Raw genomic sequence first — 13,793 nt, forward strand, 5'->3', positions numbered from 1 at the left:
TCTCCGTATCCCTCATTCCTGTGCTTGTCACAGGAATCCAGCGCGCCCAAGTCCTTGGGCGCAGGAGACTCTCAATTCATTCTTTCACGGCGCAGACGCGCCGTGACTGGATTCCTGTGACAAGCACAGGAATGAGGCGGGAGCGTTATGCGCCCTCCTGCTCAATCAGCTTCCGCTGCCAACCATCGTGGCTACGACGGCGATCGCGATCTTCAGACGCTGGCGAACGACCGAGCGACCGAGAAGCGCCATACTATCGAACAGCGGCAGAGACCGTGACGAGCCGGACATGGCGACGAACAGTGGCGGCGTGACGACGCGCAGCTTCTTGCCGGTGCGTTCGGCAACGTCGCGCAGCTCGGCTTCGATCGCCTCGATGTTCCAGTCGGGCATCTTTTCCAGATCGGCGGCAACCGTCGTCAGGATTTCGTGGATTTCTTCCGGCTTGCTCTTCAGGCCCGCGAAGGAAGCGGGCGTCAGGCCCACATCGCTCGACAGCAGGAAGCCCGCAAGGTTCGGCAGTTCGCCCAAACGCGAAATGCGGCTCTGCGAAAGCTTCAGGCCTTCCGTCAGGCGGGAGTTTTCCATCGCCCATTCCAGCGAACGGGAGATGAACTCTTCCGGCGACAGCTTCTCGCGCAGCCAGCGGCCGTTCAGCCAGTCCAGCTTCTGGATATCGAAGATCGCGCCAGCCTTGGAAAGCGCGTCCGGGTCGAACTTCTGCGCCAGCTCGTCCATCGTTAGCAGCTCTTCGCCTTCGGCGATCTGAATGAAGAACAGGCCGAGGAAGTTCATCAGCGCTTCCGGCAGGTAGCCGAGCGCGGAGTAATAAGAAATCGACGTTGGGTTCTTGCGCTTGGAAAGCTTGGACTTGTCGGCGTTGCGCATCAGGGAAAGATGCATGAACACCGGCTCCTGCCAGCCGAAATAACGGTACAGCAAGATGTGCTTCGGCACCGATGCCAGCCACTCTTCGCCGCGTGCGACGTGGGTGATCTTCATCAGATGGTCGTCGATGACGTTCGCCATGTGATAGGTCGGCATACCGTCGGCCTTGATCAGCACCTGCATGTCGACGGCGTCCCACGGGATCGATACGTCGCCGTATACGCCATCGGTGAAGTCGCAGGACCCTTCGGTCGGGATCTTCATGCGCACCACGGAGGCTTCGCCCGCGTCGAGACGCTTCGTCACTTCTTCGGCGCTGTAGCCCAGGCACAGGCCGTCATATTTCGGCGGCTTGCCGGCGGCGCGCTGGCCCTCGCGCATCTGCTCCAGACGTTCCGGCGTGCAGAAGCAACGGAAGGCATGGCCTTTGTCCAGCAGGTCCTGTGCGTAAGGCCAGTACATGTCCTTGCGCTCGGACTGGCGGTACGGGCCGTAAGGACCGCCGACATCCGGGCCTTCAGACCATTTCAGCCCGGTCCATTTCAGTGCTTCCAGCACCTTCTCTTCATATTCGCGTGTCGAGCGCGTCGCATCGGTATCCTCGATGCGCAGGATGAACTCGCCGCCGTGTTTCTGGGCGAAGAGATAGTTGAAGAGGGCAATGTAGGCGGTGCCGACATGCGGCTCGCCGGTGGGGGATGGGGCAATGCGGACGCGAACGCCGGAAGTGGTCATGAAATTCACTCGTCGTGACGTGACTGTGGCAGATAGGCGGTTACGCCCGGATGCCATCAAGATTTACGTTGAATGCGGCAGGAATAGCTGCAAACGGGCGCAATCATGCGCATCTTGCAGTTTCCCATTCGGCTTGGGCTTAGGCCATATTATGCCGCAGGCGTCAAGGAAATAAGGATATTTCCATCAGGCATCAGGATACGGGCCAGACGTAAAGCAGCATGGGAATGCTGACGAGGACGATCATGATCGACAGGGGAAGGCCAAGGCGCGGATAGTCGCTGAAACGATATCCGCCCGGTCCCATGACCAGCGTATTGCACTGGTGGCCGATGGGGGTGAGGAAATCGCAGCCCGCGCCGATCGCCACCGCCATCAGGAAGGCCTCCGGCCTGAAGCCCAGTGTCGTGGCAAAACCTGCGGCAATCGGCGCCATGACCAGAACGGTGGCGGCGTTGTTGAGGAACGGCGTCACGGCCATCGCGGTCAGAAGGATCATGCCCAGCGCCACGAAAGGCGGCATGCCCTGTGCCGCGTGTCCCAGCCATTCGGCGATCAGGTCGCTCGCGCCGCTGGTGCGCAGCGAGTCGCTGACGGGAATGAGGGCGGCCAGCATGACGAGGATCGGTCCGTCGATGGATTTGTAGACGTCTGTCAGCGGTATTGCGCCAACCATGATCATCAGGAAGGCGGCGGCGAAAAAGGCGACGGCGACGGGCAGCATACCGCTTCCGGCGGCAATCATGGCCGCGGCCAGAACGATGACCGGAATGAAGGCGCGGCGCTGGGTGCCGAGCAGGATTTCGCGCTGCGCCAGCGGCAGAAGCGAAAACTCCTGTAACACTTGGGGCAGGGTCTTGCGGCTGCCTTGCAAAAGAATGACGTCGCCCGCCTGAAGCGTCAGCTCGCTAAGACGTTGGCTGACGCGCTGTCCACGGCGGGAAACGGCGATCAGGTTGACGCCGCGTGTGTAGGAAAGGGCAAGCTCGCGTGCCGAAATGCCGCTCAGCACCGATTCATTGGTGATGATCGCTTCCATGGATATGAGGTCGGCGGTTTTCTGGCCGTTTTCGGTCAGCGGCTTGCCGGAAAGCTGCAGTTTTGCCTGTGAGACGACGCGGTCCAGACCTTCCGGGGTGCCTTCTAGGAGCACGGTGTCGCCGGTTCTGAGCTTGACGTCCGGAAAGGGGGCGATGCGTCTCGATCCGCGCAGGATGGTGCTGGCGATCACGTCGCCGTCGCCCTGTCGCAGAAGCTCGCTGAGCGGCTTGTCCGCATAGGTGCTGTCGCTCGGAAGTGTCGCTTCCGCCGTATAGGCGGACTGGTCGAGAATATCCTCAACCGAGGTCTGCTGACGCGCCCGCACCGGCAGAAGGCGGTATCCGAAGGTCAGAAACAGGATACCGATCACCGTCAGCCCGGCGCCTACGGGGGTGAAGTCGAACATGGTGAAGCTCTGGCCGGTCATTTCTTCCCGCAGTCGCGAAACGACGATGTTGGGTGAAGTGCCGATTTGCGTCATCAGGCCGCCCAGAAGTGCGGCAAACGCCATGGGCATCAGATAAAAGGAAACGGGGCTGCCGGACTTGCGGGCGAACTGGAAGGCGACCGGCATCATGATCGCCAGCGCGCCGATGTTCTTGATGAAGGCCGACATGACGGCGACGACGATCATCAGGAAGGCCAGTTGCAACCCTTTCGAGTGCATTTCCGGGAAATATCGTTTGATCGTCATGTCGACGATGCCGGACCGCGCCACGGCCGAACTGACGATGAGCGCACTGGCGACGATGATGACGATATCGTCGGAAAAGCCGGAAAATGCGTTGTCGAACGGCACCACGCCCAGCGCCACCGCCACCAGCAGCGCGCTGCAGGCAACCACGTCGTACCTCACCCTGTCCCAGATGAACGCAAGCATCATTGCAGCGATCACGGCAAAGGCGAGAATCTGGTCTGTCGTCATGCTTGCTTATGCTTTCGAAGGACAGGCGCTGGAAGGACTTTATCGATGAGGATATCGAAGAACGCAGAGCGGGGTGCGGGGTTCCGGGGTGGAGCTGGCGTTTAACGCCGCTCCGTCACGCTGGACGCCGTCCGGCACCCAGCTGACGCGCGTCTGTTTGGCGAAAGAAGTCCTTTCAGCCCGTTGACTTGGGCTGAAAGGATGCCCGGCGCAAGGCCGCAATGACGGTCAGGAACCCTATCAATGCGTCTCTTCGGAAGCGGCGTTTTTACGCCGCCGTGCGTTGCGCGAGATCATGTTGAGCACTTCCACCAGCGCCGAGAACGCCATGGCGGCATAGACGTAACCCTTCGGCACATGGAAGCCCATGCCTTCGGCGATCAGCGTTGTGCCGATCATCAGCAGGAAGGCCAGTGCCAGCATGATGATGGTGGGGTTCCTCTCGATGAAGTTCGCAAGAGGGTTGGCTGCAAGCAGCATCACGGTGACGGACACGACGACGGCGACGATCATGATCGGAACGTGCGGCGTCATGCCGACGGCAGTGATGATGCTATCCACGGAGAAAACGAGATCGAGCAGCAGGATCTGCGCGATGGCCGCCGAAAAGCTGTTTATCGTGCCGCCGACCATATCTTCCTTGTGATCCACAGGGTCGACATTGTGGTGTATTTCCCTGGTCGCTTTCCAGACAAGGAACAGGCCGCCGCCGATGAGGATGAGGTCCTTCCACGAGAAGCCCTGACCGAATAGTTCGAAGACCGGCTCCGTAAGCTGTACGATCCAGGCCACTGTGCCAAGCAGGCCGAGGCGCATGATGAGCGCAAGGCCGATACCGATCTTGCGGGCTTTTTCGCGTTGGTGCTCAGGCAGCTTGTTGGTCAGGATCGAAATGAAAATAAGGTTGTCGATACCGAGCACGACCTCCATGACGATCAGGGTGACAAGTGCCACCCATGCGGCGGGGTCTGAGAGAAGAGGGAGGACGGACTCCATCGGGGAACAATTCCTTTCAACAACACGTATGGCCGAGAATTCGGCCTCCGAGGTTTATGCCGCAATACGCGAGAAACAAGAAGATACTTCTTTTCCAACACGATATTTCATCGAAATTTCGCGTAGACCGAGTATTCTCACGTTCATCAGGCATTTGGCCGTTGCTGAATGAAATCAGTCTTCTTTGGTTCCGTACGCGGCCATGAAAACGTTGACGGCGCTGGAGATGACGCGATCCAGCTCTTCCTGCGGAACCGGACCGTCGATTTCGCCGAAAAGGCGCATCTTGAAGAAGGTTCCGGTGGAGAGCTCGATATATTGCCGGGCCGATAGCTCCACGTCGTCGATCCTGAGATGGCCGATCGTGACGTGATGCTGGATGAAGTCCTGCAGCACGGCGCGGACATTGTTCGGTGCGGAGATGAAGAATCGCTGCGCAAGCTTCGGCATCCGGTCCACCACGCCAAGCACGGAGCGCATGGCAGGTATCATGTCGGAGCATGTCATCTTGTTGGCGAAGGCAAGCCCGAACAGTTTCAGCCCTTCACGCACTTCTTCCGTGCCGGCCAGAATATTGCGCATTGACGCGGCGAATTCCTGCCGATGCTGGTCAACCAGAGCGACGAACAGATCTTCCTTGTTGGAAAAATAGACGTAGATCGTTCCCTTGGAAACTCCGGCTTCCTTGGTGATATCGTTCATGCTGGCGGCATCGAAGCCCTTCAGCTTGAACACCCGCCACGCGCCCGCGAGTATCTGCTCGCGTTTCACCGGGTCTTCTCCGGCCGCAAAGCGGCCAGCGGAATTTGCGGGACAGCCTGCGTCCGTTTCCATGTCCATCGTCTCTTTTTAACCTGCCATCTGTGTTGTAGCCGACGCCAAAAAAATTAACCAGACGTCGAACCAATCGGTTCGATAGGACTTGATATGTGTTAAAGAAGGGATTATGTCAATCGAACCGAACGGTTCAGTTCGAAATCTTTTTTTCAATCTATCACGGTACAAGCTCATGTCGGCCCAGAAGAATAGCGCTGTTCGCGCGCTCAACGATACGCAGGACGCGGATGTCGTCGCAAAGGCTGATGCTGCTCCGGCAAAACCTGCTGAAGCGACCGCTCCACAGGCTGCTGCGCCGAAGCAGAAAAAGCGCTCGAAGATTCTGCCCATCATCGCGGTTGCGCTGTTAGCGGGTGCCGGCTGGTACGGCTACGACTGGTGGACGGACGGCAGGTTCATGGTATCGACGGATGACGCCTATATAAGAGGCGATATCGCTGTCATCGCCCCGAAAGTCTCCGGTTACGTGGCCAAGGTCGATGTCGTTGCCAACCAGGAAGTGAAGGCGGGTGATCCGCTCGTCACGCTGGACGATGGCGATTATCGCATCGCGCTGGAGCAGGCAGAGGCGCAGATCCGCACCGAGGAACTGTCCCTGAACCGTATCGACGCGCAGATCGTCGGCGCGGAGGCCACCCAGCAGCAGGCGATTGCCCAGAAGGGCTCGCTGGATGCGGCCCTGCGTGGCGCTGAAATCACCCAGAAGCGCGCCAGCGAATTGCAGGCGAAGGATGTTGGCACGGTTGCCGCGTCCGACAATGCCCAGGTTGCGCTGGATCAGGCGAGGGCCAACGCCATTGCGGGTGATTCCGCCATCGCTTCGGCCAAGGCGAATGTCGAGCTTCTGCGTGCCCAGCGTGCCGAAGCCGAAAGCACCATCCGTTCCCTCCAGCTGTCGCGGGACAAGGCGGCGCGTGACCTGTCTTTCACGGTTCTGAAGGCGCCTTACGATGGCGTCATCGGCAATCTGGCGGTTCAGACGGGCGACCTCGTGTCGGTCGGCAAGCGTCTGGCATCGCTGGTGCCGATGAACGAGCTTTATATCGACGCCAACTTCAAGGAGACGCAGCTCGCCCGCGTTGCTCCCGGTTCCAAGGTCCGTGTTCACGTGGATGCATTCGACGATGCGACCATCGAAGGCACCGTGCAGTCGATCTCGCCTGCCTCGGGTTCGATCTTCTCCATTCTGCCGCCGGAAAATGCCACGGGCAACTTTACCAAGGTCATTCAGCGCGTCCCGGTGCGTATCGTCTTCTCTAAGGAAGATCTTGCCAGGCACAATCTGCGTGCGGGCCTGAGCGTGGTCGTCGATGTCGACACGCGCACCGCGCCTGAACACACGCAGACAGCGCAAGCGAAGTAACCGAGAGGCAAACGGCCATGGCGGCTACAGTTGTCGGAACGGGCGGGGCCGCAGTCCCCGCCGACCCGCCCATGGACAGACGCAGGCTCATCGCTTTCTTCGCGATGGTCTTTGGCATGTTCATGTCGATCCTCGATATCCAGATCGTGTCTGCCTCGCTTGCCGAAATTCAGGCGGGTCTCGGCGCGGGTTCGGATGAGATCGCGTGGGTGCAGACGTCCTACCTGATCGCGGAAGTCATTATGATTCCGCTTTCGGGTACACTGGCGCGCATTCTGTCGACCCGCGTGCTGTTTGCCACCTGCGCGGCGGGCTTCACCATTTCCAGCGCGCTTTGTGCCACGGCGACGAACATCGACCAGATGATCGTCTACCGCGCCATTCAGGGCTTCATCGGCGGCGGCATGATCCCGTCGGTTTTTGCGGCTGCCTTCACGATCTTTCCGCCGTCCAAGCGCTCGGTCGTCTCGCCCATCATCGGTCTGGTCGCCACGCTTGCGCCCACTATCGGGCCGACGGTCGGCGGTTATCTCTCCAACGCCTTTTCCTGGCACTGGCTGTTTCTCGTCAACATCATCCCCGGCATCATCGTCACCATCCTGACATGGAGCCTGATCGATTTCGACAAGCCGGAACATTCGCTCTGGAAGAAGTTCGACTGGTGGGGGCTGCTCTCCATGGCGGTTTTCCTCGGCTCGCTGGAATACGTGCTGGAGGAAGGTAACAACAAGGACTGGTTCAACGACGAACATATCGTTCTGGGGACCGTTGCTCTTGTGATCGGCGCCGTCGTGTTCTTCTGGCGTGCCTTCAAGGTAGAGTTTCCAGTGGTGGATATCCGCGCCTTCGCGGACCGGAATTTCTCTATCGGCTCGCTGTTCTCCTTCGTCATGGGGATCGGCCTTTACGGGCTGACCTATATGTATCCGCTCTATCTCGGCCGCGTCCGTGGTTACGATGCGCTGATGATCGGCGAAACCATGTTCGTCTCCGGTCTGGCGATGTTCTTCACCGCTCCGATCGCCGGCAAGCTGTCGACCAAGCTCGATCCGCGCGTTATGATGGCCATCGGCTTCATCAGCTTCAGCGCTGGCACATGGATCATGACGCATGTGACGACCGACTGGGATTTCTACGAACTGCTGATTCCGCAGATCCTGCGCGGTTTCGGTCTGATGATGTGCATGGTGCCGATCAACAACATCGCACTAGGCACGCTGCCGCCCGCCCGGATCAGGAACGCATCCGGCCTGTTCAACCTCACCCGTAACCTCGGCGGGGCGGTTGGTCTTGCGATCATCAACACACTGCTGTCGCAGCGCACCGATGACCACTATGTCCGCCTGTCGGAGCATGTCACCTACGCCAATCCGGAAGCGCTGGAATGGCTGAACAGTGTCGGCGCAAACTACGATTCCTACGGGCTGGACGGTGCATCCGTCGCCGTTAAGAAGCTGGTGGGCATGGTGTCGCAGCAGGCTTGGATTCTGGCCTTCTCCGATGTGTTCCTGCTGCTGACAGGACTTTTCATCAGCCTTATTGTGCTGACGGTTCTCATTCAGAAACCGAAGGCCGCGCCGCCACCCGATGCGGCACACTGACAAATAAGAAGAACAAGCCCCTCCCAATCCACCGCAGAGCTGGGCCGTCGCGAATGACGGCCCTTTTTTTTGGGGCCAGCGCATTTTCGGAGAAAGTGCTTGGCGGTTTTACGTCCCGACCAGGCTTCAAAACACATGGAGCGGGCGCGTCCGGCGATTCCGTTTGAACGGACGCACCACGGCACTTCGGGGAGCGCTCTGTGTGCCTATGCTTTGACCGATGTGGGGAAAATCCCGTTTCCGCCTGTTGCCCGCTACGGATAAGGAATGTATATCCTATACATTGAGGTACGTACCTCAATGGATGTCGTGCGGAGTGAATACGGGGGGCGGGAGGACGGCAGCCCCGGATTTACGGCCGGGCGGGTGTTGCCGTTCAGGGAGGGGAACATGACGGCTTTGCAACTTGATACAGATTTCGCCATCACGGATGAGCGGTCGCTTCGCGGCCTGTTCGAACCGACGCATGCTTTGGCAATACAGAAATGTCAGGATAACCTCGGCGAACATGCACGTGAATTCATAAGGCGTTCTCCTTTCCTGTGCATAGGCACCCAGAATCTGGAAGGAGCGGCCGACGTCAGCCCTCGTGGCGATCCTCCCGGCTTCGTAAAGGTTCTCGACGGGCGCACTCTGGCGATCCCTGACCGGCCAGGCAACAATCGCCTCGATACTCTCAGCAATATCCTCGCCAACCCCAATGTCGGCCTGCTGTTCATCGTGCCCGGTTTCGATGATACGTTGCGCGTGAACGGATCTGCGACACTGAGCCGGGATCCCGAACTTCTCAAGCTCATGACCATCGCGGATAGGACCCCGAAACTCGGTATCGTCGTCGAGGTGAGAGAGGTTTTCATGCATTGCGCCAAGGCGTTCAGGCGCTCCCGCCTTTGGGATCCTGCGCATTTCCAGGTCCGTGGGGAAATGCCCTCGCTTATCAAGATCATTCTGGATGAGACGACGGGTGCTCCGGCAAGCGGGGATGAAATGCGCAAGATGGACGAGCAACTTGAGCGGGACTACCGCAGAACGCTTTATTAGAGCTTTTCCGCTTCGAGCGGAATCCTGGCGTATGCTCTATCTATGTGTTTTTACTTGTTTTCTGGACGTGAAGCCACGCCGCACATTTGCTTGAAACGCACTAAGGCGCGGATTCGGAAGATCGCGGCGCACTTTGGCCTTTGGCAGGTGCGCATGGATATTTCTCCGCGATTTGACGAGTAGTGAGGTACGTACATCATTTTTCGATTTACTGTTTCCGTAAAGGCGGATATGCAGGCTGCGGGAGGAAACATGAAGCCTACGGTTCATGATATCGCTGCGAAGGCGGGCGTCAGTCTGGCCACAGTCGACCGGGTGCTCAACCTGCGCCCCGGCGTGCATGCCTCAACCCGGGCGAGGGTCGAGGCGGCGATTTCCGATCTCGGTTATGTGCGCGATATTGCCGCCGCCAATCTCGCCAAGGGCCGCAGCTATTCGCTGGTGTTCATCCTTCCCGGTAACGACAATTCCTTCATGGCCACGCTGCGCGCCGAGGTGCGGGCGGCGGCGTCACGCTCGCATGTGGAACGCACGGCGATCCGCGTCATCGAGGTGCCGCCCTTCGATCCGGCGGCGCTGACGCAGGCGCTCGACGTCGCCCGTCAGGAGCGGCCGTCCGGCGTTGCGTTTGTGGCGATCGATTCAGAGGATGTGGCGGAGGCGGCGGAGCGTCTGGCTGAAAGCGGCATAGCCACGGTGACGCTGGTGTCCGATATCACCGGCGCGAGGCGCGATCATTATGCGGGCGTGGACAACGTTGCGGCGGGGCGCACGGCGGCAAGCCTGCTCGGCCGTTTCCTGTCGGGAAATGCGGGTGACGTGGCCGTCGTTGCCGGTTCGATGCTGGTACGTGACCATCGCGAGCGCCTTCAGGGGTTTCGTGCCGTCATCGACGAAGAATTCCCGCAGCTCCGGCTGCTACCGGTTCTTGAGGGGCGTGATGATCCCGCGACTGTTGAGGCTCTGGTCACCGAGGGGCTGGCGAACGAGGCGCTTGCCGGCATCTACAGCCTTGGCGCAGGCAACCGTGGCCTTGTCCGGGCGCTGAAAGCAGGGGCGGGGAAACGCTTGCCCGCCGTCATTGCCCACGAACTCACCGAAAATACCGCAAGCGCGCTTCGCGAGGGTGTCATAGACGCCGTGCTCAATCAGGATGCCGGGCATGAGGTGCGCAGCGCCATCCGTGTTCTGAAAGCCCGCGCCGACGGTCTGCCTGTCATCGCCGCGCAGGAGCGTATCCGCATCGATATCTTTCTCAGGGACAACCTGCCCTGACCCAATTCCGCAATGGAGAAGAACATGTATCTTGGTCTTGATCTTGGAACCTCGGGCGTCAAAGCGCTGCTGATCGACGGCGATCAGACGATTGTCGGTTCAGCGAACGGCTCGCTCGATGTTTCCCGTCCGCACCACGGCTGGTCGGAGCAGGATCCGGCAGACTGGATCAAGGCGACGCAGACGGCCGTTGCGGGCCTCAAGAAGAAATTCCCGAGGGAATTGGCGGCGGTGAAGGGCATCGGCCTTTCCGGCCAGATGCATGGCGCGACGCTTGTTGACGATGCCGGAAAGGTGCTGCGTCCCTGCATTTTGTGGAACGATACGCGCTCGTTTGCTGAAGCCGCCAAACTCGATGCCGACCCGCGTTTCCGCAAGATCACCGGCAACATCGTGTTTCCCGGCTTCACCGCGCCAAAGCTTGTCTGGGTCGCGAACAATGAACCTGAAGTCTTCGCAAAGGTTGCGAAGGTCTTGCTGCCGAAGGATTATCTGCGTCTCTGGCTGACAGGCGAATACATCTCCGAAATGTCGGATTCGGCTGGCACCTCATGGCTGGATACCGGTGCGCGCAAATGGTCGGGCGAGCTTCTTGCCGCCACCGGGCTGGATGAAAAGCATATGCCGTCGCTGGTCGAAGGCACCGAGGAGGCGGGCGTTCTCAAGGCCGAGCTTGCTGCGGAATGGGGACTTTCCGGCCGCGTCGTCGTTGCGGGCGGGGCAGGCGACAATGCGGCGTCTGCCTGCGGCATGGGTACGGTCAAGGAAGGCCACGCCTTCGTCTCGCTCGGTACGTCGGGTGTGCTTTTTGCGGCCAACGCTTCCTATCTCCCTCGGCCGGAAAGCGCCGTTCACGCCTTCTGCCATGCGCTTCCGGACACATGGCATCAGATGGGAGTCATTCTTTCCGCCACGGATGCACTGAACTGGTATTCGCGCCTCACAGGCAAGTCCGCCGCCGAACTCACCACGGAACTGGGCGACGAGCTGCTGGCGCCGACCGGCGTGACCTTCGCGCCTTATCTTTCCGGTGAACGCACGCCGCACAACGACGCCGCCATTCGCGGCTCCTTCATCGGTCTTGCCCATGAAAGCGACCGCAAGGCGCTGACCCAGGCCGTGCTGGAGGGTGTCACGTTCGCGATCCGCGACAATCTCGAAGCGCTGAAATCGGCAGGAACCTCCATTTCCCGTGTCACGGCCATCGGCGGCGGTTCCCGCTCCGCCTACTGGCTGGCCTCCATCGCCACATCGCTCGGTGTTCCGGTCGATATTCCGGCGGAAGGCGATTTCGGCGCGGCCTTCGGCGCCGCCCGCCTGGGCCTCATCGCCGCGACCGGTGCCGACCCCGTTGCCGTCTGCACCCAGCCGGAAACCGACCGCACCATCGAGCCGGTGGCGGCATTGAGCGGCGCTTATGAGGAGGCTTACGCCCGCTACCGTGCGCTCTATCCGGCCATCAGGCCGCTTTGAAAGACTTAACCTCCCCCTTGAGGGGAGGTCGCCGCGGAGCGGCGGGTGGGGGTATCCATTGCCCCCCAGTAAACAACCCCACCCCGGGCATTCGCCCGGCCCTCCCCGTCAAGGGGGAGGGTGAATAAAACCCAAGGAGGATCATTCGTGAGTACAGGTTTTTTCGGCGATATCGCCAAGGTCAAATATGAAGGCCCGGACAGCACAAACCCGCTGGCCTTCCGCCACTACAACCCGGACGAGATCGTCGCGGGCAAGCGCATGGAAGACCACTTGCGTTTCGCCGTCGCCTACTGGCATTCCTTTGCATGGGAAGGTGGCGATCCGTTCGGTGGTCGCACCTTCGACCGCCCGTGGTTCGGCGATGACATGGCCAAGGCCAAGCTGAAGGCGGATGTGGCCTTTGAAATGTTCAGCCTGCTCGGCGCTCCCTATTACTGCTTCCACGATGCGGATGCGCGCCCGGAAGGCAAGACTTTCGCTGAAAGCACGAAGAACCTCAACGAGATCGTTGATTATCTTGGGCAAAAGCAGGCGGACACCGGCGTCAAGCTGCTCTGGGGCACGGCCAACCTGTTCTCCAACCGCCGCTTCATGTCGGGCGCGTCCACCAATCCGGATCCGGATGTGTTTGCCTACTCCGCCGCAACCATCAAGACCTGCATGGACGCCACGATGAAGCTCGGCGGTGAGAATTACGTGCTATGGGGCGGTCGCGAAGGTTACGAAACCCTGCTCAACACCGACCTCAGCCGAGAGTTCGACCAGATGGCGCGCATGCTGCATATGGTCGTGGAATACAAATACAAGATCGGTTTCAAGGGAACGATCCTCGTCGAGCCGAAGCCGCAGGAGCCGACCAAGCATCAGTATGATTACGATGTCGCGACGGTCTACGGCTTCCTCAAGAAGTACGGCCTTGAGAACGAAGTGAAGATGAACATCGAGCAGGGCCACGCGATCCTTGCCGGTCACACCTTCGAGCATGAACTGGCGCTGGCATCGGCGCTCGGCATCTTCGGTTCGATCGACATGAACCGAAACGACTACCAGTCCGGCTGGGATACCGACCAGTTCCCCAACAACGTGCCGGAAATGGCGCTGGCCTATTATCAGGTTCTGCAGGCGGGTGGTTTCACGACCGGCGGCACGAACTTCGATGCCAAGCTGCGCCGCCAGTCGCTCGATCCGGAAGACCTGCTGATCGGCCACATCGGCGGCATGGATTGCTGCGCCCGCGGCCTGAAAGCTGCGGCAAAAATGGTGGAAGACGGCGCGCTGTCGAAGCCACTTGCCGAGCGTTACGCCAAGTGGGATCAGCCGGAAGCTCAGAAGATGCTGCGTGGCGAGTACAAGCTCGAGGATATCGCAGCGAAAGTGGAGCGCGAGAACATCAACCCAGAGCCGAAGTCCGGCCGTCAGGAATACCTCGAAAACATCGTCAACCGTTACGTTTGATTGCTATTTTCTTGAGAAGAAGGGGCGGGGACTGTTTCCCGCCTTTTTTTCTCGTCATTTGCTTTGGCTCAGAGTTAAGGTTGTGGTCGCTGTGGAGGTGAACGCCAGTCCGGCAAATTTGCGGAACTGGATGGCAGATGCCACCAACTGAAAGCCACGC

Annotated in this window: 10 protein-coding genes; 6 read left to right on the plus strand and 4 right to left on the minus strand. The window is 59.8% G+C overall.

The annotated features are described in order from the left end of the window. Window positions 1-165: 165 nt before the first annotated feature. The 4 genes from gltX to N7578_RS07570 form a co-directional block, all read right to left on the minus strand. Window positions 166-1,623 (minus strand): glutamate--tRNA ligase, encoded by a 1,458-nt coding sequence (gene gltX, locus N7578_RS07555; RefSeq protein WP_311109660.1) that lies wholly within the window; start codon window positions 1,621-1,623, stop codon window positions 166-168. Window positions 1,624-1,816: 193 nt separating this feature from the next. Next, complete coding sequence (locus tag N7578_RS07560) at window positions 1,817-3,589, minus strand: SLC13 family permease (RefSeq protein WP_311109661.1); 1,773 nt, start codon at window positions 3,587-3,589, stop codon at window positions 1,817-1,819. 240 nt (window positions 3,590-3,829) lie between these two features. After that, window positions 3,830-4,585 carry a TerC family protein gene (locus tag N7578_RS07565; RefSeq protein WP_311109662.1) on the minus strand — a complete coding sequence of 252 codons (756 nt, stop codon included), beginning with the start codon at window positions 4,583-4,585 and terminating at the stop codon, window positions 3,830-3,832. A gap of 174 nt (window positions 4,586-4,759) precedes the next feature. Next, entirely contained in the window at window positions 4,760-5,425 is a 666-nt protein-coding gene (locus N7578_RS07570) for a TetR/AcrR family transcriptional regulator (RefSeq protein ID WP_311109663.1), read from the minus strand. Between the two features lie 169 nt (window positions 5,426-5,594). Here N7578_RS07570 and N7578_RS07575 point away from each other — a divergent pair, with 169 nt between their 5' ends. The 6 genes from N7578_RS07575 (at window position 5,595) to xylA (ending at window position 13,633) form a co-directional block, all read left to right on the plus strand. Next, window positions 5,595-6,785, plus strand: coding sequence for an HlyD family secretion protein (locus N7578_RS07575; RefSeq protein WP_311109664.1), 1,191 nt, complete (start codon window positions 5,595-5,597; stop codon window positions 6,783-6,785). Between the two features lie 17 nt (window positions 6,786-6,802). Continuing rightward, the gene (locus tag N7578_RS07580; protein WP_311109665.1) at window positions 6,803-8,386 is read left to right on the plus strand and encodes a DHA2 family efflux MFS transporter permease subunit; all 1,584 of its coding nucleotides are present in this window, start codon (window positions 6,803-6,805) and stop codon (window positions 8,384-8,386) included. 390 nt (window positions 8,387-8,776) lie between these two features. Next, complete coding sequence (locus tag N7578_RS07585) at window positions 8,777-9,427, plus strand: pyridoxamine 5'-phosphate oxidase family protein (RefSeq protein WP_311109666.1); 651 nt, start codon at window positions 8,777-8,779, stop codon at window positions 9,425-9,427. 252 nt (window positions 9,428-9,679) lie between these two features. Next, complete coding sequence (locus N7578_RS07590) at window positions 9,680-10,702, plus strand: LacI family DNA-binding transcriptional regulator (RefSeq protein ID WP_311109667.1); 1,023 nt, start codon at window positions 9,680-9,682, stop codon at window positions 10,700-10,702. A 24-nt stretch (window positions 10,703-10,726) separates the two neighbouring features. After that, on the plus strand, window positions 10,727-12,175 hold the full coding sequence (gene xylB, locus N7578_RS07595; protein ID WP_311109668.1) for a xylulokinase: 1,449 nt from the start codon (window positions 10,727-10,729) through the stop codon (window positions 12,173-12,175). 147 nt (window positions 12,176-12,322) lie between these two features. Beyond that, window positions 12,323-13,633 carry a xylose isomerase gene (gene xylA, locus N7578_RS07600; protein WP_311109669.1) on the plus strand — a complete coding sequence of 437 codons (1,311 nt, stop codon included), beginning with the start codon at window positions 12,323-12,325 and terminating at the stop codon, window positions 13,631-13,633. The last annotated feature ends 160 nt before the right edge of the window (window positions 13,634-13,793 follow it).

The organism is Agrobacterium tumefaciens (genome assembly GCF_031801495.1).
In the GTDB taxonomy this organism is placed as follows: domain Bacteria; phylum Pseudomonadota; class Alphaproteobacteria; order Rhizobiales; family Rhizobiaceae; genus Agrobacterium; species Agrobacterium tumefaciens_K.